The sequence below is a fragment of the Fibrobacter succinogenes subsp. succinogenes S85 genome (assembly GCF_000146505.1).
In the GTDB taxonomy this organism is placed as follows: Bacteria; Fibrobacterota; Fibrobacteria; order Fibrobacterales; family Fibrobacteraceae; genus Fibrobacter; species Fibrobacter succinogenes.
Genome location: NC_017448.1, coordinates 1355006 through 1371042, shown reverse-complemented (window position 1 = coordinate 1371042; position 16037 = coordinate 1355006). Strand labels below are relative to the sequence as shown.

Annotated in this window: 12 protein-coding genes and 1 pseudogene; 2 read left to right on the top strand and 11 right to left on the bottom strand. The window is 51.1% G+C overall.

All coding sequences use genetic code 11. The annotated features are described in order from the left end of the window. Nucleotides 1-13 precede the first annotated feature (13 nt). The 4 genes from FSU_RS05750 to uvrB form a co-directional block, all read right to left on the bottom strand. Complete coding sequence (locus tag FSU_RS05750) at nucleotides 14-1297, bottom strand: PilW family protein (protein ID WP_476701403.1); 1284 nt, start codon at nucleotides 1295-1297, stop codon at nucleotides 14-16. A 204-nt stretch (nucleotides 1298-1501) separates the two neighbouring features. Further along, nucleotides 1502-3136: a 2,3-bisphosphoglycerate-independent phosphoglycerate mutase gene (gpmI, locus tag FSU_RS05745; protein ID WP_014545530.1), complete on the bottom strand. Its 1635-nt coding sequence runs from the start codon at nucleotides 3134-3136 to the stop codon at nucleotides 1502-1504. Nucleotides 3137-3565: 429 nt separating this feature from the next. Next, nucleotides 3566-4612: a hypothetical protein gene (locus tag FSU_RS05740; RefSeq protein WP_014545529.1), complete on the bottom strand. Its 1047-nt coding sequence runs from the start codon at nucleotides 4610-4612 to the stop codon at nucleotides 3566-3568. 167 nt (nucleotides 4613-4779) lie between these two features. Then, nucleotides 4780-6978, bottom strand: a complete 2199-nt coding sequence (gene uvrB / locus FSU_RS05735) for an excinuclease ABC subunit UvrB (protein ID WP_015731818.1) — start codon at nucleotides 6976-6978, stop codon at nucleotides 4780-4782. A 338-nt stretch (nucleotides 6979-7316) separates the two neighbouring features. On the opposite strand from uvrB, the gene FSU_RS05730 reads away from it, so the two are divergent. After that, nucleotides 7317-7583, top strand: coding sequence for a hypothetical protein (locus FSU_RS05730; RefSeq protein ID WP_015731817.1), 267 nt, complete (start codon nucleotides 7317-7319; stop codon nucleotides 7581-7583). Between the two features lie 37 nt (nucleotides 7584-7620). Here the strand turns inward: FSU_RS05730 and FSU_RS05725 are convergent, their stop codons facing one another. Genes FSU_RS05725 through cysS form a run of 5 tightly spaced genes read right to left on the bottom strand, consistent with a single transcriptional unit; the run spans nucleotide 7621 to nucleotide 12310 of the window. After that, complete coding sequence (locus tag FSU_RS05725; protein ID WP_014545527.1) at nucleotides 7621-8772, bottom strand: acyltransferase family protein; 1152 nt, start codon at nucleotides 8770-8772, stop codon at nucleotides 7621-7623. 53 nt (nucleotides 8773-8825) lie between these two features. Next, a complete protein-coding gene (locus tag FSU_RS05720; RefSeq protein ID WP_014545526.1) occupies nucleotides 8826-9482 on the bottom strand; it encodes an MBL fold metallo-hydrolase in 657 nt (218 codons plus the stop codon). A gap of 9 nt (nucleotides 9483-9491) precedes the next feature. Continuing rightward, nucleotides 9492-10151, bottom strand: coding sequence for an MFS transporter (locus tag FSU_RS05715; RefSeq protein WP_041917828.1), 660 nt, complete (start codon nucleotides 10149-10151; stop codon nucleotides 9492-9494). Continuing rightward, nucleotides 10148-10819 (bottom strand): MFS transporter, encoded by a 672-nt coding sequence (locus FSU_RS05710; RefSeq protein ID WP_276324417.1) that lies wholly within the window; start codon nucleotides 10817-10819, stop codon nucleotides 10148-10150. Before FSU_RS05710 ends, FSU_RS05715 begins: the two co-directional genes overlap by 4 nt. 36 nt (nucleotides 10820-10855) lie before the next feature. Next, nucleotides 10856-12310, bottom strand: a complete 1455-nt coding sequence (gene cysS, locus FSU_RS05705; protein WP_014545525.1) for a cysteine--tRNA ligase — start codon at nucleotides 12308-12310, stop codon at nucleotides 10856-10858. Nucleotides 12311-12554: 244 nt separating this feature from the next. Here cysS and FSU_RS05700 point away from each other — a divergent pair, with 244 nt between their 5' ends. Next, entirely contained in the window at nucleotides 12555-14588 is a 2034-nt protein-coding gene (locus tag FSU_RS05700; RefSeq protein WP_015731815.1) for a carbohydrate-binding domain-containing protein, read from the top strand. A 171-nt stretch (nucleotides 14589-14759) separates the two neighbouring features. Here FSU_RS05700 and FSU_RS05695 read toward each other — a convergent pair whose 3' ends face one another. Then, nucleotides 14760-15428 (bottom strand): Crp/Fnr family transcriptional regulator, encoded by a 669-nt coding sequence (locus tag FSU_RS05695; protein WP_014545523.1) that lies wholly within the window; start codon nucleotides 15426-15428, stop codon nucleotides 14760-14762. A gap of 152 nt (nucleotides 15429-15580) precedes the next feature. Next, nucleotides 15581-15907, bottom strand: a pseudogene (trxA, locus tag FSU_RS05690) (thioredoxin); the annotation flags it as partial. Nucleotides 15908-16037: the final 130 nt, after the last annotated feature.

Here is a 16037-nt window from a genome sequence, read left to right as displayed (position 1 = left end):
TCCTCAATTTTTTTTAATCTCTTGGGCCGTTGCTTGGGATTGATATAATCGCTGTCTCGGCTCCGGCTTCGCCATTCTTGTTGATGGATAGCTCCAGCTTGATGGCTTTTACGTTTTTCTTGTCGGCTGTTGCGATAGCCTCGTCCGTGAACGTATAGTTTGAACTTGGAACCTTTCGGAGCCTGACGTTTGAAATGGTGATGTTCCCTGAAGAGGCTACAGGAGAGAAACTGACGAAAGTGAATCCTAGACAGACGTTTTCATAAGTCGTGTTTGTCGTAAAGCGCATCTTGCGGAGCCCCGTGTCGCGCTCATCGCCGACGGTTGGTGGGTAGAACTGAAAATCGCTCAGTCCGTCGAGTTTGTTGCCGTTCTCGGCATACCTGAAGCCTACAGCCATGTGGTCCCTGCCTGGGCAGAACATTCTGCTGGGGTCATCCGTTGCGGAATAGGGCATGGAAAAGGATATTTCGTATTCAATATAGGGACTTAAGGTGACCTGGATGCACTGGGCTCCCCAGGAACTCAAGCTGCTTCCGAGACTGGAAACGAAAACCTGGTTCGCCTTGATCATGTCCGGATTGCTAATCGGTTCGCTAGTGGTAAAGTTGTAATTCATGGAAAAGCCCGAAAGCTTAATAGACGTGCCGCCTTCTTCGGGGGCAATCGTTACGGGCTCGAAGTTTTCATCGCCAAAACGGGAAACCAGTTTAAAGTTCTTGTCTGATTCGCTGGATGAGGGGAGTACGCTGACGGAGGCCACTTCTGTAGTGGGCTTCGCGGGCGTGAGCGAGAACTTGTCCACGTGTTCTGCGATTGTAACCACGCTAGCGTTTTCCGATGGGCATTCTGCATCTTCGACCAGGGCGCTTGTGCTTTTGCAAGATCTCTTAAGGACGCGGTCTTCAAGGAACCAGGTCACTTCTTCGACGGCCTGGTAGGCGCCTGCATCGGAATAGCGCAGACGGCGCATGGTGATTTTGTCCCTGCCGTCTCCGTCGTCGTTTTTTACGATTGTGAATGAAGATGAATCCTTGTCTGCATCTTCTGTAGCATCGGGATCCATGTAAACGTCGTGAATATGGTCGGTGTTGAATACGTCCATGGTTCCGCCGCCAGCTTCTTTTGAGCTTTTGGCGCCAAGCTGTGCGATGTCCTCTTTGAGGATCGTGCCTACGTTACCCGCGGTCTGGTTGGCTTGCAGCATGCTCTGCGTACGGACACGCATTTTGGTGCTGTCGCTAAAAGCCTGGCCCGCCAAGAGCACTATACCACCAAGTAGAGCTATGTAGACCATTAGCTCTATAAGGGTAAAACCCTCTCTAGAATTAAAACTCATTTTAATTCCTCATTCCAACATCGTTTCTGGAATTAAAGATAAGTTTTTTTGAAAGGAATGAAAACTTTTTTTTTCAACATTATCGGACTTCGCCAAAATGCAAAAAAAGGAACCCCGAAGGGTTCCTTTTTTAATGGTTCGCGGCGCTTGTCCGCAAGCTCATTACTTGATGATGAGCATCGAGTCGTCCCAAGCCTCGTGCTTTTCGAGGCCGAGGAGGTTCGCGGTCGTTGCTGCGATGTTGGAAAGACCCCAGTCGCCTTCCTTGAGGCCGAGCTTGCCACCCGTTACGTTATCGTAAAGGATGCAGGGCACCTTGTTGAGGGTGTGGCTTGTCTTGGCCTTGAAGGTGCCGTCCTTGTTGACCTTCGGCATGCCGGTCTTCTTGTCGATTTCGTACATTTCGTCGGCGTTACCGTGGTCAGCCGTGATGATTGCAACACCACCGAGAGCGTCAATCACCGGGAGCAAGCGGGCGAGGCCGATGTCCACAGCTTCGATAGCCATCGTAGCGGCGCGGAAGGAACCGGTATGGCCCACCATGTCGCCGTTCGGGAAGTTGCAACGGAGAGTCTGGTACTTGCCGCTCTTCAAAGCTTCGATCATGGCGTCGGTGATTTCGGCAGCCTTCATCCACGGGCGCTGTTCGAACGGAACAACGTCAGATTCGATTTCGAGGTAGGTTTCGCCGTCAAACTTGCTGGAACGGTTACCATTCCAGAAGTAGGTCACGTGGCCGTACTTCTGCGTTTCGGAGCAAGCGAACTGCTTCACGCCCGTTTCAGCGAGCCATTCGCCGCTGGTTTCCTTGATTGCCGGAGGCGGAACGAGGAAGCGGTTCGGGAGCTTGAGGTCGCCGTCGTACTGGAGCATGCCGGCGTAGCAGACGTGCGGGAAGCGCTTGCGGTCAAATTCGTTGAAGGATTCTTCTTCGAAGGCGCGGGTGATTTCGATGGCGCGGTCGCCACGGAAGTTGAAGAACACCACGGAGTCGCCATCGTTGATGGTGCCAACCGGAGCGCCATCCTTAGCAATCACGAACGGCGGGAGGTCCTGGTCAATAGCCTTGGTTTCGCCACGGAGGGTTTCAATAGCCTGCGTAGCGTTGTCGAAGTAGCGGCCTTCGCCGAGCACGTGGGTCTTCCAGCCGAGTTCCACCATCTTCCAGTTAGCGTTGTAACGGTCCATGGTGATCTGCATACGGCCACCGCCAGAAGCGATGCAAACGTCGAATTCCGGAGAGCGGAGTTCGTCGAGGAACTTTTCGAACGGGCCGACGTAATCGAGAGCGGAGGTTTCCGGAACGTCACGACCGTCGAGGAGGATGTGAACGCGAACCTTCTTGACGCCTTCCTTCTTGGCCTGGGCAACCATGGCCTTAAGGTGAGCGATGTTGGAGTGAACGTTACCATCGCTGAAGAGGCCGATGAAGTGAAGAACGGTGTTCTTTTCACGAACGTTGCCGGAGATTTCCTTCCAAGCATCGCGATCGAATATGTCGCCGCTGTTGATGGCGTCTGCAACGAGGGCTGCACCCTGGTTGTACACCTGGCCAGCACCGATAGCATTGTGGCCAACTTCGGAGTTACCCATGTCTTCGTTGGTCGGCATACCGACGGCGCGGCCGTGGGCCTTCAAGAGGACGTTCGGGTACATCTTGAAGAGGTTGTCGAGAGTCGGGGTGCGGGCGGCCTTGATGGCGTTGCCTTCGACCTTATCGGTGATACCAAAACCGTCCATCACGATGGTGACGACCGGGCCCTTGATGCCAGGGAAGTTGGAAAGTTTCTTGAGCATATTTACTCCATTAAAAATGTTTACGAGGCAAATTTAGAAACTTTTGCGTAAGGCGAGTGAAACGGGACTGTTTACAGGCCCACTTTTGAGCCTAGCAAAAGACACTCGAAGAGTGTCAAAGGCGAGCGCAGCGGCAAAAGTGTGCAAGGTGAGAATGCGCAAAAACTTGTTTTTGCATTTGCGAGCCGTAGCCACTGACGTCGAAGACGTCAAAAAAACTTGTTGTTTTGCCATTGCCGAGCCGTACTAAATGCGTGCAAATTGAGTGCCGCAGGCAATGTTTACATTGCCTATGGCCGAGATGCAGCCGCATGGCATCGTAGATGCCAAATGCGCTCCGAAGGAGCGCCAATATAGAAAAGTGTGCAAGAATGACAACAAAAAAGACCTCCACGGGGGAGGTCCTTTTAAAGGGTTTTCGTTTTTGAATTACTGTGCAGTTGCGTAAACGTACACCTTCATGCCTTTTACGTTGCTGTCGTTGTCTATTTTGGTACCCTTGTCCGTTACGATGAATGCGTAGAAACCGGAGTTCGGGTTGGTGTACGGATCGTATGTATCCCTGATGCCTACGAAGAACTGGTCATTGACACTGTAGAAGTTGGGATAGGTTTCCTGCAAGGCACTTTCCCTGTAAAGGAAGTCCGTTGTTTCTGCACTGCCCTTGACTATTTCCGGGCGGAGGACTTTGCCATAGAATATATCAGGGTTGCCGGATTCTCTGTTGGCATAAAGGGCGAACTTGACGCCGGTATCGCTATACAATCTGTTAGACGATTCACCATAGCCAAAACAGATATCGCCTGTTTCAGCGGCTTGTTTTGTGGCTATGTTGATGCACTTTTCAACTTTGGTGTTGATTACGACTTCAAAACCTGTAAGCGGAGCGCCTGTGACTTCCGGCGCTTCAGAAGAGGAGCTTTCCGGTTCCTGGCACCACATGGCCGGGCGTGTGAACGGAATTCTTTCAACAGAGACGGAAGGTTCTGTAATGCCGTCGTCGACAACTGCTGTGATGATGAGTTCAAAATCACCACATTCGGTATAGCCTTCAGCGAGGTCAGACTTGACGCCCGTTTCATAGAGCGATACTGTCTGGATAAAGGAGTTTGCAAAGTCAATCGGTGTTGCAAATGCTGCAGTACCTTGCGGCTCTAGAGTACCCTTCTTGACGACGTTGAAAGTGACTTGGGTAAAGCGTGCTGCGCTTACGTCTGCAACTGTGTTTGAGTCACCGAAGTCAATTGACAATGTTCCATAGAACTTGACATTTTTGCTGCCAACTTCTGCATTAAGGCCGGTAAAAACAATAGCCGTTTCAACAGTTGGTTCCGGAATGACAATTGGGCCGCTCGAAGAAGAGGTGGGCGAGGGCGGAAGGCTCGGATTGGAATCATCGCCACAAGCGACAAAACCCATTGCTCCCAAAGCGAGAGCGGAACTGAAAATAAGAGGCGCTGTAAATTTAGAACTCATTGTAATACCCTTTTTTTATAATCTTAAAGTGAAAATAAACAAAATTTGGTTGAAACGTACCAAGTATTTATCTTTTTATAATAATACAAAAATAAAATTACAAAGAGTAAGTTGCGAGTTAGTTGGTGTGATGAAAAATATAACGAATTCGTAAACAAAATTATACACTACGCGTCGAGCGAGCGTATAATATCGCGGATTCGAGCGGCTTCTTCAAAGTCAAGGCGGGCTGCCGCTTCTTTCATTTGGCGTTCCAGGTCGGCGAGCTTGGACTCGGATGCTTTGGATGGTTTGTCGGGAGGTGCGCCGGGGGCCGCTGCTTTCTTTCGTCTCTCGTCTTTCGTCTTTCGTCTATAATTAGAGGGCTGCAACGGTTCCATCGGGCGGATACCCGGTTTGTCTTTCCAATCATCTTCGCTGTCGGTGGTGTCGTCGCCGATATCGCCCAAGGGGTCGATGATTCGCAGGTCTTCTTCGATCTTGCGGGTGACGGACTTCGGGGTAATTCCGTGTTCCTTGTTGAATTCTTCCTGGAGGCCGCGGCGGCGGTTCGTCTCGTCGATAGCCTTTTGCAGACTTTCTGTCATATTGTCCGCGAACAAAAGCACTGTGCCGTTCACGTTGCGGCTTGCGCGGCCCATCGTCTGGATGAGGCTCCTGTAGTTGCGGAGGAACCCTTCCTTGTCGGCATCGAGAATCGCGACCATGCTCACTTCGGGGAGGTCGAGGCCTTCGCGTAAGAGGTTGATGCCCACGAGCACGTCGTATTCGCCGCTACGCAGTCCGCGGATGAGCTCGTGGCGTTCGAGCGTCTTGATGTCGCTATGGAGGTACTTCGCGCGGACGCCTGCTTCGATGAAAAATTCCGTGAGGTCCTGCGCCATCTTCTTGGTGAGCGTCGTGACTAGCACACGGTCGCCGTTTTTGACGACTTCTTCGATGCGGTACAGGAGCACGTCCATTTGGCCCTGGATCGGGAACAGTTCGATTTTCGGGTCCAAAAGCCCGGTTGGGCGGTTGATTTGTTCCGTGACAACGCCGTTCGTCTTTTTGAGTTCGTAGTCACCGGGGGTGGCGCTCACAAAAAGCACTTGCTTCGGGTACATGTACTCGAATTCGGCAAAGTTCATCGGGCGGTTGTCGAGAGCGCAGGGGAGGCGGAATCCGTATTGCACGAGCGTGGTTTTGCGGGACTTGTCGCCTTCGGCCATGCCGCCCACTTGCGGGATGCTCACGTGCGATTCGTCAATCATCAAGAGCCAGTCATCGCCAAAGTAGTCGATGAGCGTGAATGGGCGTGTGCCTGGAGCGCGGTCTTCAATGATGCGGGAGTAGTTTTCGATGCCGTTGCACATGCCCGTTTCGCGCAACATTTCCATGTCGTAGCGGGTGCGGCTCGAAAGGCGTGCCGATTCAAGAACCTTGCCTTCCTTGTCGAGTTCGGCTAGGCGGTCGGTGAGTTCCTTCTGGATGCGTTGCAACATGCCCGCGCGGTTTTCTTCTTTGGTGACAAAGTGCTTTGCGGGGGCGATGGTGAGTTCTTCAACTTCCTTGATGACTTCGCCCGTGACGATGTTGAATCGGTAAAGGCGGTCGACTTCGTCGCCGAAAAGTTCAATGCGGAGGCCGTCTTCGTCGTAGCTCGGGTGGACTTCGATCACGTCACCGCGGACGCGGAACGAACCTCGGTCGAGACTGAAATCGTTGCGTGAATACTGGATGTGGACAAGGTCTCGCAGAATTTTGTCGCGGTCATAAATGTCGCCCTTCTTGATGCGGACCATCAAGTCGAAGTATTCGCTCGGGCTACCCAAACCGTAAATGCAGCTCACAGAGGCAACGATGATGACATCGCGGCGGGTGAGGAGGTTGGCCGTTGCGCGCAGACGGAGCTTGTCAATTTCGTCGTTGATGCTTGCATCTTTTTCGATGAATGTGTCCGTGTGTGGAATGTACGCTTCGGGCTGGAAGTAGTCGTAGTAGCTCACGAAGTATTCCACCGCGTTGTTCGGGAAGAACGACTTGAATTCTTGGTAAAGCTGGGCGGCGAGCGTCTTGTTGTGTGTGAGGATGAGCGTTGGTTTGCCAACATTCTTGATGACGTTTGCCATCGTGAATGTCTTGCCGGAACCGGTCACGCCGAGAAGCGTCTGGAACTGTTCGCCGTTCTTGAACCCTTCGGTCAATTCTTCGATGGCCTTGGGTTGGTCGCCTGCGGCGCCGTAAGGACTCACGAGGTCAAAATCCGCACGAGTGGGCGCCTGGAACTGTTTGAGTTTTCCAGGCAAGCTCTTGGAAGGCGGTAGCGGTTTCGCTATCGGTTTTGCATACGGATCAGGAGTAATAGTCTTACGTGCGCGAGCCATGATTTAGACGATAGAACGCCCGCTTTGGCGGGCTATAGACGATAGACGAAAGATAGTAAAAAGGTGGTGAGGTATGAGGTCGCACCTTCGGTGCTTTGAGGTTGTGGGGACGGCGCGATGCGCCTTTGAGCTCTTCAAAAAGATAGTAAAAGAAAAAATCTTGGAATGAACATGTTTGCCCATAGCCCAGAGCGAAGCGACCTCAAAAAGCATGCAAAACGAGCATCGCAAAAATATGCTTGCATATTTTTATGATCGAGTGCAGCTGCGGACGCTGAAAGCGTCAAAGTGCGAAGCACGACCTCATAGCCGTATACTATTTTTCTACATTTCATTCTATGCTTTGCAATCGAATTCTTGGTACGACTCATCACGGCACTTACAAGAAGGTCGTTGACGTTCCTCTTTTGCGCGAGGAACTGACGGCGCGTTCCATCCGCTGCATCGCACGCGATGGCGTCGAAATAGAAATCGATGTTTACGAAGACTTGCAAGAAGGCGATATCGTTGCCGAGACGGACTTTAACGTGTATGCCGTAAAAATTTACGTGCCCAAGAAAAAGCCCGCCGAAGCACCTGCGCCGAAGTTCAAGAGCTATTTGTAATTGCTTGTCGCGCAGTCGTTTCCGAGATGCGCGTTTTTTAATCCCTAATGTTTAAACTTTCTCGAACGCTGATTTTTTCTTTGCCGAGTAGGCGGTAGAGCTTGCAGCGGAAAAGCGGGATGGCAGCGATGGTGCCGAGGGCGACAATCGGGATTGCGGTGTAGGCGATTCCGGGTTGGTTGATTTGCGGCCTGAAAAAGAGTCTCAAAATCAGGACAATCCACCAGTGGACTGCGAGGATTACGAGCGCATTGCGGGAAATGTTGCGGAGTATTCCCTTGAAAATGCGGATGGGTGCAATGTCTGGAATCTTGCTTGCGAGCAGGAACGTGGCGATGAGGCCGATAATGCCTGTGATGGAACTTGCGACAAATTGGGGGAGGCTCTTGCCCAAGTCATTGTTCATGATGCTGAAATTCGGACTCGGCGATTCCAAAAAAGCGTATGCGATAAAGCTTACGATTCCGATGGCGGCGACGATGGCCGTATTTCTCGAGGTGTGAATTGTGCCTGTAGAAATGGCGTTGTGGATTTTTTTGATGGGTTCCTTGCAGAGAAAACCGCATCCGAAGAAGAATAGAATGGTAAGGTCGCGTTCAATGCCAAGCGGCAAGTGAATGTGATTCTCGTTCAGAAGCCAACCGCCAAGGAGCCCTTCTATTGCCATAACGGCGAAAAACAGTTTGGGGTGGACTTGCTTTTTAGACATCTCGTGAAGCAGGTAAAAAAGCAAGCTGACTGAATATAAAGTAAACACAAACCACAGTGGCCCTGCGCCCACGGAAGATTTCCCGGCGATGAAAATTTTAGCGATGTTCCAATAGATGTATTGCCATGTGTTGTTGATGTCGGGAATGGTATTCACGACCATAATCGTGGGCGATTTCGGGAACAAAGCGAAATTGTAAATGACTGGGTCAATGGCTAAAAATAGGAATGAAAGATAAAGATAGGGAACTAACAGGACTCGCGTTTTATGGGTAAAGTAACTCTTAAAATTTGTGAAACGTTTTGTACTGAATAGAAATCCTGAAATAAAGAAAAATGCGGACATGCGGAGTGCGCTTAAATGCCACATTCCAAGGTGCGCGTTGGGGAAATTCTGTTCAATGTGAAAAAGGCAGACGAGCAAAAGAACGAATCCCTTGAATTCGTCAATCCAACCGATTCTCGCTTGCCCGTTGTTCATTTGTTACTTCACTGTCATTCCCGATTTAATCGGGAATCTCCTTCTGGCTTAAATTAATACCACATCTTCTCGTTGCCAATGGTTGTGCTTGGTCCGTGGCCGGGGAATACAACGGTTTCTGCCGGGAGCGTAAGGAGCTTCGACTTGATGCCGCTCACGAGGGCGAATTCGTCACCGCCGTAGAGGTCGCTGCGACCGCGGCTTCCCGCGAAAATGATATCGCCCGGGAAAAGGAGTGGTGGAACGTTATCTTGTCCGTTCACTTTGCCTGGATTCTCGCAGAAGAAGGCGAGACCGCCCGGGGAATGCCCTGCAACGTGAATCACTTGCAGACGGATTTCTGCAATTTCGACGATGTCGCCATCGCTCAGATAATTGCCCAACGCGGGAGCTAGATCGTTGCATGGGAGCCCGAACATTTGGCTCTGTTCTTTTTGCGCATCGAGAAGGAATGTGTCGTCTTTGTGTGCTTCGGCCTTGATGCCAAAAGTGCGTTCCGCAAATGCGTTCCCGAGAACGTGATCCAAGTGCAAATGCGTGTTTAAAACGCGTACGACTTTCAGATTTTCGCTTTTGATGTAATCGGTGAGTGCCGCTTGTTCGCGGGTATTGCTCACGCTTGGGTCAATTAAAATGGCTTCACCCTTGCTGTTACTCAGGATGTAGCAGTTCACTCCGAACGGATTGAATACAAATTGCTTTATTTCCATAATAAACCCCTAACGTTTCTTTTGGCGATTGCGTAAATGACGTTGTATGCGACGTTCCCGTTTGAGAGTTTCCATCGAAACCGTGTGGAGAATGTCAATGACGCGTTCGCGGGCGTAAGACTTGTTCAGTTTTTTGTGCGTTACGTAGTCCAGCAAACACACGCATAAAAGTAACAATCCGACAAAAATCGAGAGTGAAATCGGCCAAAGATGGACTGTGAATTTAGCTGCAACGAGACCAAATGCGGGCGGCATCAAGATTGAACCGATGTAGGAACCGGCGAGCTGGATGCTGATGGCTTGGCTGGAGAGCGATTCGCCGAAACGCGCAGGGGTGGCGTGAATTAGTGATGGATAAACAGGGGCGCAACCGAGGCCGAGCAGGCAAATGCAAACGGGCTGCATCCATAGCGGAAGCGGGAGTGAAAGCACAAGGCAGCCTGCGGCGACGGTGAAAATGCCCGCGTAAATCAGTCGGTGGTCGGTGAACTTAATTGCGAAAAATCCGCTGATGATGCGGCCAACCATCACGGATGCAAACATGAGCGAAACGATGAACGCTCCGATTTCGGGCTTGAATCCGCAAGCGATGAGGTAGGTGCCGCACCAAAGACTGGTTGAAATTTCGAGTGCCGAATAAAAGAAGAACGTGAGGAACGAAAGCTTCATTCCCGGAACGCGGAGCGCCTCGCGAATGCTGATGTGCGGCGCATTATTTGCGTTGTTGTCGGAGGGCGCGACATTTTTTGCGCATTCTCGGGGCTCGCGGCTTTCGCATTCTCGGAATTCGCCGGGATAGTGACGTTTTCCGAGAGTCCTCCACGCGCTTCCGTTTTTTTCCACAGCGGGAGTGAAATGAGAATTAAAACGAAAATTGCGGTGAGGCTTGCGGCGACATATTCGTATGCTCCACGCCAACCGCTGCCGATCATAATCGAGAACGAAAGAAGCGATGGCCCAAGCGTTGCTCCGATGCCCCAGCTTGCGTGCAGCCAGTTCGTGTGCTTGGATTCAAGATAAATGGCGGCAAAGTTGTTCATCGCCACGTCGACGGCGCCTGCGCCAATGCCCATCGGGATCGCCCAAAGGCAAAGGACGTTGAACGAATCCGCATTTCCGTAACCGACAGAGGCAATTGCGGTCAGTGCAATGCTGTAGGCGACAAGCTTTCCAGTGCCTAAAACCCGGAGAAATTTTGGTGTGCAGAGGCTAGAGACGATTGTCCCGAGCGATGCGATAATCGAAAGAATACCCGCCGCAGAAATCGGCGTTTTGAGGTCTAAATGCATTAAGGGCCAAGCCGCCCCAAGAATGGTGTCGGGGAGACCTAGCCCAATAAATGCAACGTATATGACAACGAGGAGGAAAATGGCTTATTCCTTCACGCTCCAGGTCGTGCCTTCCTTAGAGTCCTTGATCACGATGTTCATCGCGGCAAGTTCATCACGGATGCGGTCGCTTTCGGCCCAGTTCTTGTTGGCGCGAGCTTCCTTGCGGGCTGCGATCAAAGCTTCGATCTTAGCGGTATCGATGTTGTCGTTTGCGCCCTTCTTCACGTATTCTTCGCGCGGCTGGTCGAGCTTGAGACCAAAGATCTTGTCGAAGTCAGCCACGAGTGCAGCCTTTTCGCCGTCATCGATGTCGCTCTTGAGCATCGTGTTCATGATGCCGAGTGCGCGCGGCATGTTGAGGTCGTCACCGATAGCGTCCTTGAATTCCTGCTGGAAGGCCTTGGCAGCTTCGCTGGTGATCGCGGTTGCCTTGCCAATCAGCGGGTCCGTCTTCTTGTGCAAGCTCTTGAAGGCTTCCTTGGCGCCGGTGAGGGCTTCCCAAGTGAAGTTCAGGTAGTTGCGGTAGTGGCTGCCGAGTGCAAAGTAGCGGTAGTCGAGCGGGTTGAAGCCGCGTTCCATGAGGAGCGTGACGGTCAAGAATTCGCCCGAGGACTTGCTCATCTTGCCGAACTTCTGTTCGGTCGTGCCATCTTCAAGCTTTTCTTCGCTTGCGGTGCGGAGGAATTCGCCATGCATCCAGAAACGGCTGAACTGAACGCCGTTGGCGCATTCGCTCTGGGCAATTTCGTTCGTGTGGTGCACGCGGATGTGGTCCGTACCACCGCAGTGGATGTCGAGCGTCGGGCCGTTGTACTTCATGGCCATGGCGGAGCATTCGATGTGCCAACCCGGGAAACCAACGCCCCACGGGCTGTCCCATTCCATAGCGCGCTTCTTGTCGGTCGGGCTGAACTTCCAGAGTGCGAAGTCTGTAGCGTTGTGCTTTTCGCCCATGTCAATGCGGCTACCCTTGCGGAGGTTTTCTACGTCGAGGCGGGCAAAGTCGGCGTAGCGCGGGAACTTGAGGCTGTCGAAGTAGATGCCGTCAGAGGTGCGGTAGGTGAAGCCCTTTTCTTCGAGCGTCTTCACCAAGTCAATCTGTTCCTGGATGTGGTCCGTGGCGCGCGTCCAGCGAGTCGGTTCCTGGATGTTGAGGCGGTGCCAGTCGGCCATGAATGCGTCTGTGTAGAACTTTGCGATGTCCCAGACGGACTTGCCTTCGCGGGCTGCGCCCTTTTCCATTTTGTCGTCGCCGGTGTCGCCATCGCTTGTGAGGTGGCCCACGTCGGTGATGTTCACGATGTGATTGACCTTGTAGCCGTAGTAGTTGAGCGTGCGGACGAGGAAATCTTCAAAAATGTAAGTGCGGAGGTTGCCGATGTGGGCAAAGTGGTACACCGTCGGACCACAACAGTACATACGCACGGCGGGAACGCCTTCGGGAAGAGTGAACAGTTCTTTCTTGCGTGATGCGGTGTTGTAGAATTGAAGTGCCATAAAGCCTCCGGTTAATGCGGCGCAACATGCGCCAAACATGCTAATGCGCGAGGCAATTTAGAAATTTTTACAAGGGACGGCAATTGTGCAGAACCAATAACTGGCTATAGGATTTGGCTAATTCCGTCAATGTCGCGGCTATCATAATCGTTAAACCCTGTTGTATTGACTTCAACGGAAATTGGGCGGCGGAATGGTCCATTTTGGAGCATGGAATTTATATTAAGAAAAAATGGAGTGTTCAATGATGTTAAAAAAGTTGCCTGTGATTGCTGCATCTGCAGCTTTGAGCTTTTGGGCATGTGGTGAAGACGGTTCTATTATGAATCCTAATGGCGGGGCGTATGCTCCCGCAGGAACCTCTTCTAGCACTGATGCTTTTGGAATTGAATCTAGTTCCGGCGCTTTAGATATTGATGTTGAAATTTGGAGCTCTAGCAATACAGCCCCAGTTATCGGGATTTCAAGTTCTAGCGTTGTTTCGCCTGGTAATATTGTTTCTAGTTCAAGTGTTATGCCTGGCAATATCGTTTCGAGTTCTAGCGTTGTGCCGAACGTCGGTGCCTCTAGCTCCAGCAATGCCGTCCCTGTTGTGTCGTCGAGTTCTAACAAGGCTGTTCCCGGCAGCTCGGAATCTGGCGATAACGAGAATGACAACGAAGACGCAAGGACTTTGGATGGTACGCAGATTCTCCTGAAACTTGCGGGTACTTCGGCTACTGTCGAAAACAACAATGGTTGCGTTGAAATTGCAGACAAAAGCGCAATGATTACTTGCCCGGGCGCTTACTACGTCACCGGTGAATCTTCTGATTTCCAAGTGGTCGTGAATACTCCGGGTGCCGAAAACGAAGGCAACACGGGCATCTATCTTCACAATGCAACTATCAAGAGCTCCAACGCTCCGATTCTCGTGAAAAATGCTGACAAGACGGTTCTCCATTTGGTCAAGGGTACGACCAACGTGGTTGAAGATGGTAATGGTAATCACTTATTCGTAAAGGTCAATGGTGCTCAGGATACGGCAAAGGCAGCCATTTATTCGAGAGACGATTTGAATATCAAGGGTGCCGGTACTTTGACCGTCAAGGGCAAGTTCAAAAACGGCATCCAGTGCAGTAACGATCTTAAAATCAAGAACGGCAACATCACCGTGGAAGCGGAAGAAAACGCCATCAAGGGCAAGGGTAGTCTCCAGATTTCTGGCGGTATGCTGAATCTCACGGCCAAGAAGGGTGACGCCCTTGAAAGTGACGAATGCGAAGAAGGTAACGATGGCAAGTGCAAGTCCTTTATCGACGGCAAGGGCATTGTCGATATTCGCGGTGGCAACATTACCATTAAAGCGGGTGATGATGGCATTCAGGCTGCTCATTATGTCATGGTGAGCGATTCTACGGAACTGTCAACGGTTAAGGTGACTTCTACAGGCAAGGGCTTGGTGGCTGAAAAGTTCATCTATGTGAACGGTGGTAACATCAATGTGACTGCCGATGACGATGCACTGCATACAAAATACAAAGTCTTCATGAACGCGGGTGACGTGACCATTTCCACGAAGGACGATGGTATCCATGCGGACTCCGCCTTGCACTTGAGCGGTTCCACGGTAAATATTACTACAGCGTACGAAGGCATGGAAGCGTACAGAATCTATGCCGAGGGTGGTGTTACGGCGACATTTGCAACAAATGATGGCTGGAACGCTGCCGGGGGCGCTAAGGAAAATTCGGGCGGATATTCCATGTTCAGTGAATCTAGCGGTCATGCTGTGATTAGCGGCGGTCACCACTATATCGCATCAAAGGGCAACATGATTGACGTGCTCGATGCCAATGGTTCTGCAAAGATGACAGGTGGTGTGTTGATTCTTGAAATTACCGGTCAAAGCTATGAAAATGGCGGTATGGGCGGCGGTTTCCCTGGTGGGGGCGGCTGGAACATGGGTGGCGGTTTCCCGGGTATGGGCGGCCAACAGGGCGGTGGCAATGGATGCCCCTCCAATATGGCGGGCGGTCTCATCGATACGGACACAGGCTTTGAAATTACGGGCGGCGTGCTCCTTGCATTCGGTGACTACTCGACCGACACTCCGAATTGCGCTTCTGTCAGCTTCACGAGTGATAATTACTACGGTACAGAAAATGCAGCTTTCAAGCCGGAATACCATGGCAGCACGATTTTCTACGGTGGTGATGTGAAGTCTGTAAGTCAGGTAAATATCGCCGGTATGAAGGAATTCAAGTTCCCGAACGGCAAGATTTACATGTACAAGTAAAAAAACGCTTCGCTGTTTTAACGGCGAAGCGTTTTTCATAATGTCATTCCACTTCGTGGCTTGACATGTTCGCCTCGGATATAGAAACATGCAAGCATGTTTCTGCATCGCTCGGCTCTTTTGTCATTCCCGGCGCCTGTCCTCGCTTGACGGGGATGACCGGGAATCTCCTTATAGCAGCCTTTTTAATCCCTCGATGTTGCGGAGCACGATTGCGCCGCGCTTGATTTCAACAAGCCCTTTGGCGGCGAATTCCTTGAGCATGCGGGCGACCACTTCTCGGGCGGAATTCACGTCTCGCGCGATTTCTTCTTGTGTCTTTTTGACTTCGGGCTTGTCGCTACTTTCGTATGAATTAATCAAGTAATTGGCAAGGCGTTGGTCGAAACGTTTGAATAGCATCTGCTGAATGGCCCAAATCGTCTGCGAATAGCGTTCCGTCTCGCGTTCAAAAACGAATGAACGCACATGAATATTGGAGTCCATGAGCTTGGCGCAAACGGAGGAGGGGATGACGAGTACGGAAGTGTCTTCTTCGGCGGTGACGATTGTTTCGAATGTCAACTGGTGGATCACGCAAGAGGCGGTTGAAACGCAAAATTCGTTCGCGTGCGCACGGTAAAGCGTGACTTCGCGACCTTCATCCGAGATGAGGCTCACGCGGATGCCTCCGCTCAAAATGAGGATGATCCCAAGACAAGCGGAACTGTTGCTGCTAACAATCTGGTCTTTATTAAAGTGCTTGATCATCGCGCGTTGCGAAACTAACGCTTTTTCTTCAAGCGAAAGATTTCCCCAAAACGGAATTTTCTTGACAATTTGACTAATCGGTTCAACCATAAAGCGCTCCCTTTAGAGGGAATATATAAAAAGAAGTAGGAAGTAGACGGTAGACAGTAGGAAGTGTGCTGTGATTGGAATGCTTATGTAAAAAATGCCCGCGCACTCGGACTCTGCTCCATACAGACGGTGGCGGGCTTGGTTGGATTGAACTATATCATTTTGACGATTTGGTCTTTCGGGCGGACGCCGACGGCGGAATTTGTGACTTTGCCGTCTTTCATGACCACGAGCAGCGGAATGCTAGACACGCGGAACATGGCGGCGAGATCACCCTCTTCATCGACGTTGACCTTGCAGACCTTGACTTTGTCCTTGTATTCCTCGGCAATTTCCGAGATGGTGGGCGAGAGCATGCGGCATGGGCCGCACCATTGAGCCCAGAAATCAATCAGAACGGGCTTGTCGGATTTGAGGACTTCTTGTTCAAAGTTTTCTCTAGTGATGTTTAATTCAGCCATTGTTTTACCTTTCCTTTTTTTGTTTTGTTTAAACTCTTTTGGGGGTTGTTTCCCTTCTTTACGCCTATATTTTAGATAATCACAAGGCTTTAGACTGTGACTAGGTCACATTAACGAAAAATCTTTTTTTTGGTACGAAAAAAGCCGC